Source organism: Myxococcus sp. XM-1-1-1 (genome assembly GCF_020037095.1).
Taxonomy (GTDB): domain Bacteria; phylum Myxococcota; class Myxococcia; order Myxococcales; family Myxococcaceae; genus Myxococcus; species Myxococcus fulvus.
This window is the reverse complement of record NZ_JAIQDH010000016.1, coordinates 198,128-216,261: the sequence shown is the minus strand read 5'-3', so window position 1 is coordinate 216,261 and position 18,134 is coordinate 198,128. Positions and strand designations below refer to the sequence as shown.

The window sequence follows — 18,134 nt, the reverse complement described above, 5'->3', positions numbered from 1 at the left end:
GACTACAGGTCTCCCGTGCCCTTCTTCGACGGGACCACCTTCAGCGAGTCCGCGGCCGTGCGGCCCCGGATGCTCGCGGCGTACATGTCCTCGATGCGCGCGGGCGGCGCGGAGAACGTGCCGGGGAACTGCGCGCGCAGCACGTAGCCCACCGTGCGCGGGCTGTCGCTCCACCACGCCGGCTCCTCGAAGAAGAACGTCGCGCGCTCCGGGCTCAGCACCCGGCGCTTGAGCGCCTCCGGCACCAGGGGCAGCGAGTGCGGAGGACCGCGGAACGCCTTGTCCTCCTGCAGCGCCACGAAGCCCGCGGGCACCGCGTCCTCCACCACGTAGTACGCCGAGCGCACCTTGTTGCCGCCGCGAGCGTCCATCGTCAGCTCCACGTAGACCTCCTCGCCCTGCGCCACCGTGTCGCCCGCGCCCAGCTTCACCTTCCCGCCCTCGCGCAGCACGTAGTAGGCGCGCTGCAGCGACATGCCCTCGGACTGCTCGCGCACCGCGGAGAGCGGCGTGAGCGTCGTGGCCTGCAGCGTCGCCACGCCGTCGAAGCCGCCCACGTCCACCGTCCGCGTCCCCGCGGGCAGCGTCGCGACCAGGCCCATGCCGCGCGGCGAGAACTTCACCGCGCCCTTCAGGCCCTTCACCTCCGGCGGCGTCATGCCCTTGAACGCCTTCGCGTCACGCTCCAGGAGCCACAGCGAGTGCAAGAGCGCCGTGCTCCGGTCGAACGTGGACAGGTCCGGCTCCGACAGCATCTCCAGGATGCGACGGCGCGCGCGGGTGATGTCCAGCGTGCCGAACGACGCCGCATGCGCGGCGATGGCCGTCAGGCCCACCCGGCGCAGTGGGAAGCGGAAGAACGCCTCCGACTGCTCCAGCTGCTGGCCCGGCTTGTACGCGGCCAGCGTGGTGAAGCCCTCGGAGCTGCGCTTCACCAGCGCGTTGATGCGCGCCTGCAGCGCCGGCTCCTTGATGACGCCCGCCTTCTCCGCCGCGAGCACCGCCAGCGCCAGCGGGTAGAGCTCCCCGGACTCGGAGGACTCCACCAGCGCGCGCACCCGCGCCGCCTGCTTCGGACCGTCCAGCCGCGCCAGCACGTACGCGCGCGTCGCGTCGTACTCGGGCGACAGGTCCTGCTGCGCCTCCAGCCAGCGCGCGCTCTCCACCAGCCGCGGATCCGTGCGCTCCACCAGCCCCGCCTCCGCCGCGTACGCCAGGCCGTCCAGCGCGATGAGCGTGAGCGGCAGGCTCGGCGTCTCGTAGCCGCCGAACCACGTGAAGCCGCCGCCCTTCACCGACAGGTTGAGGATGCGCGCGGTGCCCTGCACGGAGCGGCTGCGCGCCTCCGCCAAGAGCGCCTGCGTGTCGGTGTCCAGCTTCGCCACCGCGCCCGCCTGCTGCAGCACCTGGTACACCGCCACGTTGGGCACCGTCGTGGAGACCAGCTGCTCCAGGCACCCGTACGGGTAGGTGAGCAGCTCACGCACGTTGGACAGCGCCGCGTCGACGATGGACGGCTGGAGCACCAGCTCCACGCTCGCGAGCGTCGCCTCCTTCGCCGCGGGCACCTCCAGCGCGCCGCCACCCCAGGCGCTCACCTTCACCACGTCCTGCACCGCCGCCGGCTCCACCTGGAACAGCTTGCGGTCCTTGAGCGGGTCCTTCGCGCCCGCCACGTCCACCAGCAGCTGCGCGTCGCCCGTCGCCGAGGCGCGCAGCGTCAGCGGCACCACCTTCTCGCCGCCCTTGGCCAGCTCCACCTTGTGCTGGGACTGGTCCGCCTTCAGCGCACCCGCGGACGCGAGCTTCACGTCGAGCAGCTGGCTGGCCGGCGACTTCTCCCCCGCGGACAGGCGGATGGAGGCGAGCGCCTCGTCCCCCTCGCGCAGGAACTGCGGCAGCGCGGCGTACAGGTTCAGCCCGCCGCGCGTGGCGAACTCGGAGGTGCTCTCACCGAAGCGACCGGACGTGTCCGCCGCCACCGCCGTCACCACCCACAGCGTCTGGTTGGACGGCAGCGTGAAGCGCACCGTGGCGCGGCCATCGCGGTCCGTCACCACCGACGGGTCCCAGTGCGCCGTGTCCTTCTCCAGGTCCTTCGCCTGACGGTTCGGAGGCTTGATGGACGCGAAGGCATGGTCGGGCAGGCCCGCCATCTTGCGCGCCAGCGCCTCGCCGTAGCCGTAGCCCTGGAACTCCGCCGAGTAGAAGTTGGACACGTTGTTGCGCGCCGGCGGGTAGAAGAAGTCCAGCACGCGCGGACGGAACTCGGACTGGATGGCGTAGACGGCCTTGTCCACCACGCCCACGGAGAGCTGGGCCACCACGCCCTTGCCCTCGTAATCCGTGACGCGCAGGTCGATGGTCTGCTCCGTCAGCGGCGTGGCCTCGGCCCGGCGCGGCTGCAGCTCCACGGTGAGCGTGCGCTCGCGCGGAATCACCCGGAACGCCACCGTGCGCTCCTCCCAGCGGCCCGTCGACGTGGGGTACGCCACGGACGCGTACACCGCGCCGCCGAAGCGCTTCTCCACGTTGAAGCTGTGCACCAGCGTGCGGCCCTTGAGCGCCACCACCTGCGTGTCGAAGAGCGTGGCCCCCGCGAGCGTCACCCACACCGGGCCCTCGTCGCGCCCCCCCGCGCCCCAGCCATCCGGCATCAGCGCCACCAGCCGCGCCGTGTCGCCCGGCTCCAGCGTGCCCGACAGCGAGGCCAGCGTGAGGTTGGGCACCTGCGCCACCGCCTCGTCCGCCGAGCCGATGACCAGCAGCGACTCCTCGCCCTGCCACACCTCGCCGCGCTTGTCCTTCACCGTCACGCGCGAGAGCACCGCGCCGACGTCCGAGGTGGGCACCTTCTCGCGGTGCGTGCCGTCCGCCGCCGTGGTGAACGAGCGCTTGCCCAGGCTCTTCTCCGAGCCGTCGGCGCGGCGCAGCACGAACTCCACCTCGCCCTGCGTGACGCCGTACGCCTTGCCCGACAGCGTGGTGGCGCGCACCGACAGCGTCGCCTCGCCGCCCTTGGACACCACCGCGTCCGAGTAGCGCGCGGTGCCCAGCACCTCCACCTTCGACAGGAAGAACGACGTCGTCGAGTTGGCGAACGTCTCCTGGTCATCCCGCGCGCGCACCGTCAGCGAGTACCGGTACGGCAGCCGCTCCTCACCGGGCTTGAGCTCCGGCACCGCCACTTCAATCTGCGCCTCGCCCTCCGCGCTGAACGCGGTGGCGCTCGCCCACGGGTCCTCGCTCGCGCCGCGCTCGGCCACGGAGGAGTACAGCCGCTCGGGCACGCTCAGCTTGCCCTCGGTGCTGGACGCCGAGCCGTACGTCACGTCGCTGCCCTGCCCGCCCTTGCCGGCGTCATCCACCCACGCGGGCGCGTCCAGCAGGCTGCGGTAGAGGAACACCTCGTACTTCGCGCCGTCGGGCACGCCGCCCGCGTACCGACGCGCGCGCACCTTCACGCGCAGCGCCTGGCCGGGCACCACCGTCTCCGACTCCGGCTCCGCCTCCAGGTAGAACGTCGGCTTCACGTAGTCCTGCACGCGCGCCTCGCCCTGGTGCGGCTGCCCGTCCAGCTCCGCCGACACGCGCAGCACGCCCGTGCCCAGGTCGTCCGGAACCTTGAGCGTGCCGTTGAACGCGCCGAACTCGTCCACCGACGCGCGCGTGGTGAGGGCCCGGCCCTCCTGCGAGATGAGCTTCACCGTCACCTCGCGCTTCTTCGGCGTGAACAGCCGCGCCAGGAACGTGTCCGGCTGGCGCACCACGCCGCGGAACTTCACCTCGTGGCCCGGCTTGTAGATGGGACGGTCGCTGTAGATGAACACGTCCGGCGTCACCGCCAGCGTCGAGTAGAAGTCCGTGTCGACAATCGCCGTGTCCCCGCCCGCCGACGCCGTGGCGATGATGCGCGGCTCGGTCACCTCCAGCCGCACCTCGCCCTTCGCGTCCGTCTTGCCCGTGGGGCCCTTGCCCTTGGACAGGAACACCTGCACCTGCGCGCCCACCGCGGGCTTCTGGTCCTTGCCCGCCACGCGCACCAGCACCTCGTTGTCCGTCTGCTTCAGCTGCACCGTCAGGTCCGTGACGACCAGCACCACCTGGCCCTCGATGAGGCCCTGCACCAGCTGGAGCACGTAGGTGCCCGCGGGCAGCGGCGCCAGCAACACGCGGCGCTCCTGGAAGCCGTAGCCCCCGCCGGAGCTGAAGCCCGGCACGTTGAAGTCGCGCTCGGCGCCGCCCAGGTCCAGGTTGAGCCACTGGCTGCGCGTCACGGTGAAGCCCGGCGGCACACCCACCAGCTTCTTGGGACCCTCGGACACCTTGGCCAGCGGCTCGCTGGAGCCCGGCACGTCCGCGGCCTCGGGCAGCGCGTCGTTCACCGTGTCGCGGAAGCCCACGTTGAGCGAGTTGAGCAGCCAGTGCCCCGGCAGCGTCACCGCGTTGACGCCGCGGCTGAGCGCGCGGCCCGGGTTGTTCATCGTCGGCGGCGTCTGGTACGCGCGCCGCAAATCCCCCTGGGCGCGGATGAACGCGTCCAGGTTGTCCGGCTTGAGCACGCGCAGCTCCACGGGCCCCTTGTCCTCGAAGGCCACGTCCACCGCCACCGGCTCCCCGCTGCCATAGGCGCGCGGCACGGTGATGTACAGCGGCTTGGCCATCGCCACGCCGGACAGCGCCACCGCCGCCAGTACCGCGAGTCGAGCTACCATCCTCATGACCCGAAACCTCCAGGAACCAACGAATCGCCGCGCACGGTGCCGCGCAGGCCCAGGTACGGCAGCGACTCCAGGTCGCGCCGCGCCGCTTCGATTTCAGGGGGCGTCGCCTTCTGCATCGGCGCGCCACGCCCCACGCGGGACTCGGACAGGTACCCGTCCATGGTGAGCCCGCCGAACAGCCGTCCCAGGTTCACCCCGAAGGACAGCGAGGTGGGCTCACGCAGCCCCGCCACCACCGGCCCCGCCGCCGCGAGCATGCTGGGCTTGTTGCCCGAGCACGACATGCGCAGCGTGTTCATCTCCGACTCGCTCGACGCGAGCACCACGTGATTGCACAGGGTGGCCCGCTGCACGGTGTGGCTGCCGCCGGTGAAGATGGCCTCCAGCGCCGGCGCGTCCTCCGCGCGGCCCCACAGCACCGCCACCTCCTGCGGCAGCGACGCGTCGCCCCGCGGCGTCCACGTCACCGCCACCTGACGCGTGCGCGTGGGCCCCTCGCCTCCGGACGCCCAGAACGCCTTGAGCGACTCGGCCGTCAGCGTCTCGGGCAGCTTCAGCTGCATGGCCAGCAGCACCGGCGTCTCCTCGGGCACCAGCTTCAGCAGCTCGTCGGACAGGGGCGCCGTGTCCAGGCGCGCGGTGCCCTCCATCAGCGCTCCCGCGATGCCACGGCCCACCAGCCGGTCGCCCTCCACGCCGAACTGCAGGCGCGTGTCCTCGGACAGCCCCAGCACGTGGGTGAAGAGGTGCGCGTCACGGCCGAAGGTCTGCGGCTGGAAGCCCAGCTCCACGTCCACGCCGTCGCTGGCCTCGAGCTTCGGAAGGTCCGCGCACAGGCCCTGGAGCACCGCCACCGGGTGGCGCGCGAAGACGACCCGGTCGGCGACCTTGGCCGCCCACAGCGTCTGCTCCGCCACCAGCCAGCGCTTGAGCTCCACGCCGTCCGCCTTCGGCGCGGGCGTGCCGCCCGGGCACGTCTTCGCCGTCAGCGTGCCGCGGCTCGCCACCGAGTCCAGCACGTCGTAGGCGGAGACCATGGAGGTCCGCGAGCCGGGGACGATGAAGGCGGGCGTGCTCGCGCGCGCGTCACCGGCGAACCACGTCACGCGGAAGGGCGTGTCACCGAGCTTGCCGAGCAGCAGGTCCAGCACCGCGCCCTTGAAGTCGGCCTTGAGGTCCTCGCCGGTGGAGCCGAAGAACGCGGCCCAGCCTCCGACGAAGCCCTGGCCCAGGGGCTGGGAGAGCTGCGAGCGCAGCCACGCGTTGCGCGCCAGCGCGTCACGCACCTTGGCCGGGTGGTGCACGTCCAGCCACACGGCCGGGGGCGCGCCCGAGCCGGGCACCTCCATGTCGGCCGTGGTGGGCTCCGGCAGGCCGTCCACCTCGGGAGGCGGCACGGAGCCGTTGGCGCTCGCGCCGGTGATGAGGGGCGTGTGGGGCGTGCCGTCGCCGCCGGTGGAACCGGTGCGACGGCCCATCAGGAACGCGCCGGCGACCAGCGCGCCGACGACGACCACACCCGCGCCGATGAGCACTCCCTTGGGAGGGCCCGAGCGGGGCGGAGGGCTCGCCGGGGGCGGCGGCGTGCCCGGAGGCGGGCTCGACACAGACGTCATGGCATCCACTCCTTGAGACGGAAATAGCCGACGAAGGCGTTGTTGGAGGGCACGGGGCGCCACTCGCGCGGCGCCTCGTCGGCGAGATTGTGGAGGAGCCCGGTGCGCACCTGGGCGCCCTTCTCCCCCGGGTGGTAGACGACACGCGCTGGCGCGTGGGCCCGGTCCTCGGGGCGCACCACCAACATGAGATGGAAGACGGGGCCTGAGTCATGCTCGTGGAGGAACGCGAGCACGTCGCCGGTGCGCAGCGACTCGCGCGTGGCGTCGTCGCGGCCCAGCAGCACCAGGTTGCGGCGCACCAGCGTCTCCGCGTCCGCGAAGTCGGTGGGCGTGCCGCGCGCGTCGGTCCACAGCGGCGTCTCCAGCCGCGCGGGGGCGATGCGCTTGTACGCGGTGCGCACGGCGAAGCGGATGAGGCCCGCGCAGTCACGCTGGTCCGGATGCCACGCCGGGTCCTGCTTGCGCACCTGCGCGAGCGCCACCTGCGCCACCTGGCGGCGCAACAGCACGTCGCGCGACTCGGGAGCTGGGACCAGCACGGCCTGCGTCCCCGAGGTGGCCACGGGCGCGGAGCCCGCCTGCGGCGCGGCGTGCGCCACGAGCGGCGCGGAGGCATCCCTCGACGTCGCATGCGACGCAAAGCCCTCTCGCGGTGCCGCGTGCGCCACGAGCGCGGCCGCTTCCCACGGTGCCGCGTGCGACGCGGAGCCCGCCTGCGGCGCGAGCGCGGACACATCCCTCGGCGCCCCGAGGGACACGGGCGCGGAGGAACTCACGAGCAGGATGAGAGGCAGGGCGAGCATGACGGAGGACCGGAGCGCGTCACACGGACGCGTCAGTAGTCGCCCTCGCCGCCGCCGCTGTCGCCGTTCGACTGGAGCTCCTTGAGCGCCTCGGCCAGGTTCTTCGGCCAGCCGGCGCGCGTGGGCTTGGGGTCCGCCGACGGCACGTAGACCTCCGCCTGTCCGTCGCCGAGCACGTTCACCCACGCGAGCACGCGCGTGGTGCCCGGCGTCGCCAGGGGGATTCGCACCATGCGGCGCACCTCCTGCGGCGTGCCCTCGAACAGCGACAGGTTCAGCGTGGCCACGGTGTGCGCCTTGTCGCCGCTGGGCCAGTAGTTCGTCGCCACCAGGTACACGCCCTTGGGCGGCGCGCGGTGGATGTAGAGGTACGGGCCGTACGCGGGCTGGTCGAAGTCACCGCCCTGCGAGTTCAGATAGAACGTCCCTCCCGACGGGCTCGCCGTGTCCGCCCAGTACACGTGCGCCATGGACGAGATGGTCAGCTGGCCATCCTTCACGCTCGAGTCCGTGGGCTCGTAGACGTGCAGGTCCGTGTACACGCCATCCGTGTCACTGGTCAGGATGACCTTGAAGGGCACGGGCGGGACCTGCGCGTAGCTGGTCGCCTGCGCGCGCGCGGTGCCCGCCTGGTTCGTGGCCATCACCGTGACGACGTTCTTCCCGCTCGCCGCGGGGAAGCTGCGGCTGAAGCGCCCGTTGAACGTGCGCATCAGGTAGCGGTCGCCGTTGATGGACACGACGACGGGGTCGATGGTGGCGTCGCTCACCGTGCCCTCGATGAGCATCATGCGGTCCACCGTCCAGCCGCCGGAGGGCGCGCTCAGGCGCACCGTCGGCAGCGTCTTGCCCTTGCCGATGGGCACACCTTGCTGGCGCGGGTTGGCGGCGGGCGGCGTCTGCGACAAGAGCAGGGCGAGGATGACGGGAAGCATCACGCGTCCTTGATAGGAAATGGGCCCGACAGAGGTGTCGGTGACGGGCAGACTGCGCCCCCTCCACCTTCCATTTCAAGTCGCCTGCCAATCGTCAATAGGGGCGGAACCTCGCGGATTTCCGTCGATGCGCGTCATGGGCGCGGGCAGGCAACCACGCGCGCAGGCGCCGACGAGGGCCTTCTGCCGCACCCGGAGTCCAGGCAGACTCATGCCCCTCGACAGGGGGAGCGACGCGATGATTCAAGGGCTTGATCACATCCAACTCGCCATGCCCCCGGGCGGTGAGCCTCGCGCCCGCGCCTTCTACGGCGAGCTGTTGGGACTGAGAGAGATTCCCAAACCGCCAGAACTCGCGAAACGCGGCGGCCTCTGGTTCGAGCTCCCGGACGGGCGCGGGTTGCACCTGGGCGTGGAGGAGCCCTTCGTCCCCGCGAAGAAGGCGCACCCAGCCTTCCGCGTGCTCACCCTGGACCTGCTGGCCGAGCGCCTGTCCCAGGCGAAGGCGCCGGTGAAGTGGAGCCACGAGGTGCCCGACGTGCGGCGCTTCCACGGCGAGGACCCGTTCGGCAACCGGCTGGAGTTCCAGGAGCACCCGAGCGAGCACAAGCTCACCGAGGACGAGGTGCTCGCCGTGCTGTACGCGCTGGAGAAGGAGGAGGTCACCATCCCGACCGCGCAGCGCCTGCGCGCGGAGGAGGCGCCCAGCGGGGGCGTGCCCTTCGTGTGCTCGAACGGATGGTGCTTCGTCATCTTCAGCGACGCCTTCGAGTGGGACTACATCATCCGCGTCACCGCGCCGGACGGGCGCTGGCTGGAGTTCGCGGACATGATGGGCGAGCCCGGACAGCCCAGTCCCATGCCCCGGCTCGCGGACTACCGGCCGCCGGCCCAGATTGGACTCGACGTGTGGGGGCTGTTGGGCGAGAGCGAAGAGGTGGGTGAGGCGCGCCGCGTGCGGTAGTGTGCGGCCTTCGCCGAGAACCCCGACCCGGAGCGCTCGATGCCAACCCTGATTCCCGCCCCGTTGCGCGTGACAGCCGTGGGCAACAAGCCGAAGCTCATCCACGAGTTCGTGGGCAAGGCCACCACGCGCACGGGTGACGTCAGCGTGGCTCACATGAACAGCCCCGGTGGGTGGGAGGAGCCGGGGCAGCGGCCCGAGTTCAAGGAAATCACCCTGGTGCTCGCGGGCGTGCTGCGCGTGGAGCACAAGGGCGGCGTGCTCGACGTGCGCGGCGGACAGGCCGTCATCTGCGAGCCCGGCGAGTGGGTGCGCTACAGCACCCCGGAGGCCGAGGGCGCCGAGTACGTCGCCATCTGCCTGCCCGCCTTCTCCCCCAAGACGGTCCACCGCGACGACTGAGCGCTTCAGCGCGCGTTCACCATCGTCACGAAGAACTCGCGCAGCGCGCGGAACAGCCGCTGCGTGACGCGCTCGTACCAGGCCTGGTCCTCGTCGGACTCGAAGAACTCGTCGTTCCACGAGCCCATGCCGCCGAACACGTCCGCCAGCGAGCACGCGAAGAGTCCCCGCAGGCGCTCCTCCGACGAGGGGAACACCTGGAACAGCGTCACCAGGGAGAAGCGGCGCTCGAACACGTCCCACGCGCGCTCGCCCAGGCCCTCGGCTCGGAGCGCCTCGCGCACCGCGGCCAGCCGCTCGGGCGTGGCGTCGCGCAGTTGGAAGCCGGTGTTCTCCAGGACGAAGCGCGCCAGCCGGAACGCCTCCGCGAAGGGTGAGCCCTTGCGCGCGGCGAACTCCTCGGTGTCCCTCAGGCTCGACAGCAGCTCCGCGCGGGTGTCCGTCGTCGCGCGCGGCGACAGCAGCGGCGAGCGCGCCACCTTCAGCGCGTTGAAGAGATACATCTGGTAGCGGGCGTCATTGGGTGCCAGCCGCAGCCGCTCGCGCTCCGGAATCATCCCCGGGTCCCGGGCGCGCTCCTCCTTCGTGGGGCCCATGGACTTGACGCGCTCGCGCAAGCCGTCCGGGATGAGGAGCTCCGCGCCGCGCGCCTTGCACGTCATCTGGAGCTCCTCCACGAGGTTGCCCATGGGGATGCCCTGCGTCTTCTCCTCGGGGCCCTCGCGCAGGAGCACGCGCAGGGACTCGCCGGTGTGGGGGGACTCGCCCTCCGGCAGGAAGCGGTTGAGGTTCTCCGCCGCGCGCGCCCAGACCTGCTCCGCGAAGGGCTGCGCGTCCGTCAGCGTGGCGAAGTCCTTCGCGGCGTCGGGGCTGGCCAAGTACACGCGCTCGTCGGAGGGCACGAACTCCGACAGGCGCTCCGGGGGCAGCAGGCCGCGCTCGAAGTCGTCCGGGTCCAGCGTGCGGAAGAACGGCTGGAACGCCTCGGTGAGCACCACCTGCGCGCCGCCGCGGAGCACGGCGGACTGCAGCTCCTTGAGCAGGTCTCCGCCGAGCAGGTCGAACAGCGCGGAGCCCTCGCGCGAGGCCAGGTAGTCGGCCACCTGGGACGGAGCGACGGCGGGGCGCTGGTTCAATAGATTGGAGTCCGTGATGACGCGTGAGAGCGCCTCCAGGACCTTCTCGGGGTGGGGCTGGGCGCGCGCGAAGTCCACGAACTGCCGCGGGGTGATGAGCGACGCGCTGCTGAAGACGACCTCCAGCTGGTACAGGTTGTTGCCGCGCTGGGTGCGCACGTCGAGCACCAGCGCCTCCGAGTTGACGAAGGCCGCGGCCACGTGGTCCGGCATCTCCCCGGGGCCCATGCCGCCCAGGTCCATGGCGCGCACGCTCACCAGCTCCTCGCCGTCGAGCACCTCGCGCCACGCCTCCAGCGGCAGCTCGCGTCCCTCCCTGGTGCGGGCGCCCACCGAGTACGTGCCTGGGACCTCCAACAGCCGCAGCGTCCACCCCGAGCCCAGCTCCGTCTCCAGGCGGGTCAGGACGTCCAGCCACCGCTCCTTCTCCACGCGGAGCAGCGACACGGTCAACGCCAGCACCAGGTCATCCAGCTTCATGCACGTCCTCTCCCGGAACCCGCGGGCCTTCCGGCCCACGCGTCCCTCCCATCACGGGCACCCGTCCCCCTTCGTTATCCCATGCCCTCGCGCCCGCGTGGGCACGTCTGTTCCCCCGAGTGTCGGGCGTCGACGCTCCCGGGGCTGGGGGCGCTAGGCTTGACGGCGGCGCGTCAGGCGGGTCTCCACCGCGCGGTCCTCGCGGCCCTCGGGCCAGATGTTGAAGGACTGGAGGACGAGGGTGTCCGCGTCGGGCTGGTGAATCACGGTGCGCCAGCCCCACTGCTGCTTCTGGGTGACGCCCTGCTCGTCGCACATGCTCGCGGTGTAGCCGCCGAGCACGGACACGTGGCCGTCCTCCCGGGGCGCGCCGGTGGAGAGCATCATGTTGGCGCTCATGTGGAAGCTGTCCACCCAGGCCGCGGTGAAGTGCTCCTCGGTCTTGTCGAAGCCGAGGATGAGCTGGCCCGCGTGCGGCTTGCCCATGGCGGTGGAGTGGTAGTCGACGCGGACGAAGCGGCCGCCGAGCAGCGGTTCGATGCGCGCGTGCGTGCGGGACTCCTCGGGCGTGGCGGTGGGGTCGAACCAGGTACGCGTGGGGCCTTCCCAGTCGCCCGTCATCCGGTGCAGCAGTTGGTGCTGCGGCCCTGCGTCGAACTGCGTCGTGGGGGCGTTGGTGGCGTTCCAGTCCTGGCTCATGTCCCTTCGTAACCCGGGGCCGTCCCCTCGTCACCCTCGCCCGTGTCATCATCGCTGCCCACCCAGGAGCGTCCTTGAGCAACCCCGCCACCTCCTTCGTCGAGCTGCTCTCCGGTCTGCACGCGGGCTTCACCGCCGAGGGCCTCGCCGTCCCCGAGCCCGCGGCCTGGCCCGAGTCCCCCGCCGAGGCCGCGTCGGCGCTGTTCTCCCTGGCTGCGCGCACGGGGACGTTGGTGTTCTCGGTGTGGGCGGACGCGGAGACGGATGAGGCGGGCGCGTCGTTCTTCCTCCCGGTCGCGGACGCGCCTGGGCATGAGGGGTTGCTCGGGCAGCAGCGCAAGCCCGTGCGTCAGCCGTTCGCGCGGCAGCTGCATGCGCCGCTGGCGCGGGCCATCGCCGAGCTGTCGAAGCGGGGGCGGGACACGGCGCGTCCCGCGCGCGGCACGGTGACATCTCCGTTCGACGTGGAGACGGACCCGGAGGTCCTGTTCTGGGTGACGTTCGCGGACAGCGAGGTGGCGCCGAGCATCGTCGCCCATGCGCGAAGCCGGCAACTGCGCGCGGACCAGCCGGCGTTCTCCACGCTGAGCATGGGACGCGAGGAGGCGGTGTATCTCTCGGAGCGGTTCCTGCGGCTGGACTCGCTGTTCCAGGGGACGCCCGTGGTGTTCTCGGGAGAGAAGGGCACGGGGCGCAGCACGTCACTGCACGCGGTGATGGAGGTGCTGCCGGACTTCACGAATGTGCTCGCCGCGCTGGAGCAGCCGAGGTCGGCGGATGCGCGGCTGGGGACGGCGCGCGTGGGGGAGTCGATGCCGCTCGCGCAGGTGCTGCGCGCGTTCCTGCGGCAGGACCCGGATGTGGTGCTGGCGGACGAGGCGCGGACGGTGAAGGACCTGGAGCTGCTGCTCAACTGCGCGCTCACCGGACACGCCACCGCGTTCGTGCTCGAGGCGGCGAGCCCGGAGGGGGTGCTCGAGAAGCTGCGCGAGGCGATTCCAGGGCTCCCCGTGGCGCCGCTCATCGTCCACCATTCGCGCGAGGCGTCGGGCGCGCTCCGGCGTGAGGTCTACACCGTGCGATACGGCGACGATGGGAAGGGGCTCGTCGAAGCGTGGCGCGTGTCCGCTGGAAGCTGAGGCAACGCGAGCTCCGCGCTCGCCCGCAGCGACTCGTCGGGCACAGGCCCCGGGGGCCGCCAGCGCGTGCGGAGGATATCGTCCCCTCGCCTCGGAGGGCAGCTTCCCTTCACGAACGAGGGGCCCGCCACTAACACGTGTCGGATGGATGGGGCCCTTCGCTAGACTCCGGTCTACCGCGTGAGGGAAGGGGGAATGGTCATGCCGGACGCAAGTCCGAAGGACGGCGCCGCCGACACGAGGCTCTTCGCCTCCGTCGTCGACGCTCGCTCGCGAAGCACCGCCGACACCACACGCACCTTCTGGGTGGCCCCTCTCGTGGTGGCCCTCCACGCCCTCCTCCTCGTCGGCCTCGACAGCATCTGGCACGGCGCCACCCGCGCCTCCACGCTCACGACGAAGGACGAGGACACCCTCGTCCTGCGCCTCCTCGCCGCGCCACCTCCGCCCCCGCCGGCCCCCGCCACCCCCTCCGCTCCGCGCCTCGCCAGCGCCCGGCGCGCCCGCCCCTTCCCCAAGCCCACCCTCTCTCGACCCCAGCACTCACGGCCCGAGACACCGCCCGTCATCGACCCGGCCGTGGCCCAATCCCAGGTCGCCGCGCCCGACACCGTCGCCACCGCCACGCCGGGCGGCGTCTCCGGTGGCGTCGCCGGAGGCATCATCGGCGGCATGGTGAACAGCGTGCTCGTCGCGAGCAGCGCGGGCCTGCTGCCCGTCACCCCTCCCCCGCCCACCGCCGAGCAGCGCGCCGCCTGGGAGGAGGACTACTTCGAGGTGATGTTCCGCGACCGCTTCGAGAACGTGCGCTACCCGCACCAGGCCGCCATGGCCGGCATCGAGGGCCGCTTCGCGCTGCGCATCACCGTCGGCGCCCGAGGCCAGCTCCTCGCCCTCTCCATCGTCGGCCGCTGCCCCCACTATGTCCTCTGCGACGCCGCGATGGCCGCCGTGCGCGAGGCTGCCCCCTTCCCGCCTCCTCCGTCCGCGCTCGGCCCGCGAGTCACCGTGGAGCTGCCCTTCAACTACCACCTGCGCTGACAGGCTCCGGCGCCAACGCGCTCAGCGCGCGACACGCACGCCACCGCGAAAGGCTCCACTCCGGCCAGGACACGTCCGCGCACGCCCGGGCCCTGAACTCGTCGCTCAGCTGCTGCGTCGACGACAGCCCCCGCGCCAGCTCCGGCACCGCGTCCAGCGAGAGCTCGTACAGGTACCCCACGTCCACCACGCCCTCCGCGCGCGGCGCGCCCTCGACCGACTCGCGCGCCAGCTCCCGCGCCAGGTTGTGCCGGACGATGAGCGCGTCCGGGTTGATGACATTCACCGTCACCACCGCCCCCAGCGCCGCGGCGAAGGCCCCCACCGCGAAGCGCTCCGGCCGCCACCACAGCGTCACGCCGCGCCACGCGAGCACCCCGCCCAGGAACACCATGAACACGTGCGTGAACACCCGCAGCCGCGTGTACCCGAAGGCATCCTCGTACATCCCCAGCCGCTTCATCGCCGAGGCGAGGATGGCCACCGTCAGCACCGTCATCACGCTCGCCGCCACCTGGAAGGCCACCTTCGCCTTCGCCGTCCCGCGCACCGTCCACCGCGCCAGCCCCATGATGAGGCACAAGGTCAGCATCGACACGAGCAGCAGCTCGAAGAAACCCCGGCGCGCGTACTCCGCATACGAGTACCCCGGCGCCGGCGCCACCGCGTCCCCCACGAAGAGGTACGCCACCTGGAAGCGCACGAACACCAGGAACAACACATCCACCGCGATGAGCAGCGTCAGCGCCTCGGTGAGCCCCAGCCACGCCCGCCCCTCGCCCACCTCCTCCTCGCCTGGCTCCCTCCTCGTCCGGCGCCGCAGCGCGTGCCCCACCAGCGCCGCCGTGGCGCTCGCCGAGAACAGCACGCCCGACACCCGCCCCACCCCCTCCTCCAGCACCGCCCCCACCTCCAGCGCCATCACCCGCTCCAGCGCGGAGGCGAACGCCGCGTCCGCCGACCCGAGCAGCAGCAGGAACACCCCCACCACCGGCAGCGTCAGCACCAACCCGCGCAGCAGCGGGAAGACCCCGGGCGCCCTCGCCATCGCTCCGCGCAGGTCCACCGCCTCGCGCACCATCGCGGGCGGCTGCACCAGGCTGCGGAACACCGTGGACACCACCACGCCGGGGTAGTCCCCCAACGCCAGCCGCTCCACGCGGCCCGCGGCCCAGAAGTGCGCCACCAGCGCCAACAGCGCCCCCACCGTCAGCAGGTTCAACAGCTGGAGCCACGGACTGTCGCGCACCGCCATGAAGCCCGCGACCACCAGCAGCGGCGTCAGGAGCCACGTGTTCGGCGCGGCGCGCTGCCAGCCCTCGCGGCCCCCCACCCCGAGCAGCGCGCCCACCAGCGCCAGCACCACCAACGGGAACGACACACCCCAGTGCTCCCGCCCCAGGAGCACCTCCGCGAGCACACCCACTGCCAGGGCCACGCCGAGCGTGCGCCGGGGCGCGAAGGGCTTCACCCGGGGCCGGACGACGGGCTCCACGGGAGCGGCGCTCCTGGCGGTCGTGGGAACAGCAGGCAAGGACGATGACATGACGGCGCACCCCGGACGGACGTCGGCTGAAGACGTCCGCAGGATGCGTCCTGCCCGTGCACGCGGGGCTTCGGAGCGGGCGAGCGGTCGCCCGCGCCACCTGGCCGGCCTACGTCCCCGGCTGACCGGCCTTCAGCCACCCCTCGCGCTCCAGCAGCCCCACCACGCGGGCGGCCACCTCGTCGCGGATGCGATGCACCAGCACCTCCGACTTGCCCTGGGGGTCATCCAGCGGCCAGTCCTCGCGCTTGAGCCCCGGCACGCTCGGGCAGGCCTCGCCACAGCCCAGCGTGATGAGCCAATGCGCGTCCTTCGCCAGCTCGTCCGTGAGCCGCTGGGGTCGGGCGCCCGTCAGGTCCAGGCCCGCGTCGCGCATGGCCTCGAGCACCTCCGGGTGCACCTGCTCGCCAGGCTGCGTCCCCGCGGAGATGGCCCGCGCCTTGTCCGGGTCCGCCAGCACGTTGAAGAACGCCGCCGCCATCTGCGAGCGACCCGCGTTCCGCACACAGGCGAAGATGACCTTGTTCATCGCTACGACTCCTCCTGGTCCCTGGCCGCGCCGCGCCCCTCCCCCGCGCGACGCTCGTCATGAGGGCATCCCCTCATGGGCTGCCCCGCGCGGAAACTGACACATCCCGTGAAGGGATGCTCGCAAAGAGAGCGGAAAGGCCCTTGTCTGTCTGTATGGGTTGGTAAGGCCACAGCGGACAGCCCGGGGGTGTCTGCCCTGCCCCATTGGTCAACGCTTGTCTGCGGGACACCGGGCCTCCCGCAGGAGAGGATGCATAGGTTCAGGCGACGACCATGCACCCGATTCCCACATGGCTCTGGGGCGTCTTCTGGGCTGCGGTGTTGACGCTGCTCGTGGTGGACCTGCTCGGACACCGGGGCCACCACGGCGAGTCCCGCCGGGCGGCCTGGATGTGGACGGGCGTGTGGGTGACCGCGGGCCTGGCCTTCGGAGGGCTGGTGTGGGCGGTGCTCGGCGCCGACGCGGGCCAGGAGTACCTGGCGGCGTGGCTCATCGAGAAGAGCCTCAGCCTGGACAATGCCTTCGTCTTCCTCGTCATCTTCCAGAGCCTGTCGGTCCCCGTGCGCGCGCAGCACCAGGTGCTGTTCCTGGGCATCTTCGGCGCGCTCATCTTCCGCGCGCTCTTCATCTTCGTGGGGGCGGCCGCGCTGGAGCGCTGGTCCTGGGTGTCCTACGTCTTCGGCGCCATCCTGCTGGTGACCGCCTGGCGCGTGCTGCGCGAGGACCCGGCGAAGCAGCAGGGCAACCGGGCCGTGAGCTGGCTGTCGCGACACCTGCCGGTGACGCAGCACCTGCATGACAAGAAGTTCATCGTCCGTCGCGAGGACGGCCGCCGCGTGGCCACGCCGCTCCTGTTGGCGCTCTTGGGCCTGGAGCTGACGGACATCCTCTTCGCGGTGGACTCGGTGCCGGCGGCCTTCTCCGTGACGAAGGACACCTTCATCCTCTACAGCTCCAACGCCTTCGCGATTCTCGGATTGAGGGCGCTGTACCTGGTGCTGGCGGGCACGCTGGGCAAGCTGCGCTACCTGCACTACGGGCTTGCGGGCGTGCTTGCGTTCGCGGGGCTGAAGATGGTGGTGACGCCCTGGTTCCACGTGCCGCCGCTGCCGTCGGTGCTCGTCATCGTCGCGCTGGTGGGCACCGCCGTCGTGGCCAGCGTCATCGCCCGCCGCCGGGAGGCCCCGGCCACCCCCCAATGAGGAGGGGCCGGAGCCGGACGCGACAGCGCGGCGTCAGTCCTCGACGCCCGCGCCCGCGCCGGACAGGTCGTCCGTGGCGTCGCCGAGCACGAAGCCGTCGAAGGCCGCGTTGGCCATGACCTTCACGCGCTCCTCGTGCTTCTTGATGAGCGCCATGTTCGCCGCGGCGGCCTTCTTGGACGCCTCCGAGAGCGTCTCGCCGGTGCCGTTGGCGGTGTCCGACAGCGCCTCGATCTGCTCCTCCAGGCCCGTGCGCGCCTCCTCGAGCTGCGCGCGCGCGTCGGCGGACAGCGAGCCGTCCTCGAGCTTCTTGTCCAGCTCCGCGACCTGCTTCTCCATGGCCTCCACGGCCTTGGCGCTCATCTGCTGCACCGCCGCCGAGCTCTCCGCCACCATGGACGCGTAGACGGTGGAGGTGATGGTCTGGAACTCGTTGGGCGACATGCCGTGCTTCTTCAGACTCTCGATGTACGCGGCGCGCACGTCCGCCATCATGCTGCCCAGCAGGTTCATCGCCTCCATCGCGGAGTCGAAGGAGGGCTTCGCGTCCGCCCCCGAGCCGTGCTTGTCCCCGAAGGCCTTGGACTTCTCCTCGTAGGTCTTGAAGACGGGCAGCGACGACTCGCGCACCGAGAGGTACGTCGTCAGCCGGTCCTCCTTCAGCGCCAGCACCTCACCGTCGGCGGGCACCGTGAAGGGGTGGGCCTTGTTCAGCTCCACCAGCTCCTTCTGCTGCGTCTCGATCTTCTTGACGGCCGCCAGGCCGTCGCTCGCCTTGTTCGCGACCCACAGCCCGCCCACCACCATGAACCCGACGATGCCGAGAATGATGACGCCACAGCCGATTCCCACCCCGATGAGGACCTTCTTCATTCACCCCTCCGAGAAAAACGAGTCATGCCCCCCGTGCTA

Annotated in this window: 14 protein-coding genes; 5 read left to right on the top strand and 9 right to left on the bottom strand. The window is 71.6% G+C overall.

All coding sequences use genetic code 11. The features are described 5' to 3' along the window. Positions 1–2 precede the first annotated feature (2 nt). Genes K8640_RS28015 through K8640_RS28000 form a run of 4 tightly spaced genes read right to left on the bottom strand, consistent with a single transcriptional unit; the run spans position 3 to position 8,081 of the window. A complete protein-coding gene (locus tag K8640_RS28015) occupies positions 3–4,721 on the bottom strand; it encodes an MG2 domain-containing protein (RefSeq protein WP_223749854.1) in 4,719 nt (1,572 codons plus the stop codon). Beyond that, complete coding sequence (locus K8640_RS28010) at positions 4,718–6,340, bottom strand: hypothetical protein (RefSeq protein ID WP_223749853.1); 1,623 nt, start codon at positions 6,338–6,340, stop codon at positions 4,718–4,720. Before K8640_RS28010 ends, K8640_RS28015 begins: the two co-directional genes overlap by 4 nt. Continuing rightward, a complete protein-coding gene (locus tag K8640_RS28005; protein WP_223749852.1) occupies positions 6,337–7,146 on the bottom strand; it encodes a DUF1175 family protein in 810 nt (269 codons plus the stop codon). The genes K8640_RS28010 and K8640_RS28005 overlap by 4 nt, the downstream gene beginning before the upstream one ends. A gap of 32 nt (positions 7,147–7,178) precedes the next feature. After that, entirely contained in the window at positions 7,179–8,081 is a 903-nt protein-coding gene (locus K8640_RS28000) for a DUF2135 domain-containing protein (RefSeq protein WP_223749851.1), read from the bottom strand. A gap of 238 nt (positions 8,082–8,319) precedes the next feature. On the opposite strand from K8640_RS28000, the gene K8640_RS27995 reads away from it, so the two are divergent. Both K8640_RS27995 and K8640_RS27990 read left to right on the top strand, forming a co-directional pair. Continuing rightward, the gene (locus K8640_RS27995) at positions 8,320–9,045 is read left to right on the top strand and encodes a hypothetical protein (RefSeq protein ID WP_223749850.1); all 726 of its coding nucleotides are present in this window, start codon (positions 8,320–8,322) and stop codon (positions 9,043–9,045) included. 39 nt (positions 9,046–9,084) lie between these two features. Beyond that, on the top strand, positions 9,085–9,447 hold the full coding sequence (locus K8640_RS27990; protein ID WP_046710723.1) for an AraC family ligand binding domain-containing protein: 363 nt from the start codon (positions 9,085–9,087) through the stop codon (positions 9,445–9,447). 5 nt (positions 9,448–9,452) lie between these two features. Here K8640_RS27990 and K8640_RS27985 read toward each other — a convergent pair whose 3' ends face one another. Beyond that, on the bottom strand, positions 9,453–11,063 hold the full coding sequence (locus tag K8640_RS27985) for a hypothetical protein (RefSeq protein ID WP_223749849.1): 1,611 nt from the start codon (positions 11,061–11,063) through the stop codon (positions 9,453–9,455). 153 nt (positions 11,064–11,216) lie between these two features. Continuing rightward, positions 11,217–11,762 carry a DUF1579 domain-containing protein gene (locus tag K8640_RS27980; RefSeq protein ID WP_223749848.1) on the bottom strand — a complete coding sequence of 182 codons (546 nt, stop codon included), beginning with the start codon at positions 11,760–11,762 and terminating at the stop codon, positions 11,217–11,219. Positions 11,763–11,836: 74 nt separating this feature from the next. Between K8640_RS27980 and K8640_RS27975 the strand changes: the two genes are divergently transcribed. Both K8640_RS27975 and K8640_RS42625 read left to right on the top strand, forming a co-directional pair. Further along, complete coding sequence (locus K8640_RS27975; protein WP_223749847.1) at positions 11,837–12,901, top strand: ATPase, T2SS/T4P/T4SS family; 1,065 nt, start codon at positions 11,837–11,839, stop codon at positions 12,899–12,901. A gap of 201 nt (positions 12,902–13,102) precedes the next feature. Next, positions 13,103–13,942 (top strand): TonB family protein, encoded by an 840-nt coding sequence (locus tag K8640_RS42625; protein ID WP_255653505.1) that lies wholly within the window; start codon positions 13,103–13,105, stop codon positions 13,940–13,942. Here K8640_RS42625 and K8640_RS43265 read toward each other — a convergent pair. Together K8640_RS43265 and K8640_RS27960 are read right to left on the bottom strand one after the other, a co-directional pair. Then, positions 13,923–15,437, bottom strand: a complete 1,515-nt coding sequence (locus K8640_RS43265; RefSeq protein WP_223749846.1) for a DUF4173 domain-containing protein — start codon at positions 15,435–15,437, stop codon at positions 13,923–13,925. The genes K8640_RS42625 and K8640_RS43265 overlap by 20 nt on opposite strands. A gap of 160 nt (positions 15,438–15,597) precedes the next feature. Continuing rightward, positions 15,598–16,017: an arsenate reductase ArsC gene (locus tag K8640_RS27960; protein ID WP_223749845.1), complete on the bottom strand. Its 420-nt coding sequence runs from the start codon at positions 16,015–16,017 to the stop codon at positions 15,598–15,600. Positions 16,018–16,292: 275 nt separating this feature from the next. On the opposite strand from K8640_RS27960, the gene K8640_RS27955 reads away from it, so the two are divergent. Then, positions 16,293–17,222, top strand: coding sequence for a TerC/Alx family metal homeostasis membrane protein (locus K8640_RS27955; protein ID WP_223749844.1), 930 nt, complete (start codon positions 16,293–16,295; stop codon positions 17,220–17,222). Positions 17,223–17,255: 33 nt separating this feature from the next. Here the strand turns inward: K8640_RS27955 and K8640_RS27950 are convergent, their stop codons facing one another. Then, positions 17,256–18,095: a hypothetical protein gene (locus tag K8640_RS27950; protein ID WP_223749843.1), complete on the bottom strand. Its 840-nt coding sequence runs from the start codon at positions 18,093–18,095 to the stop codon at positions 17,256–17,258. Positions 18,096–18,134: the final 39 nt, after the last annotated feature.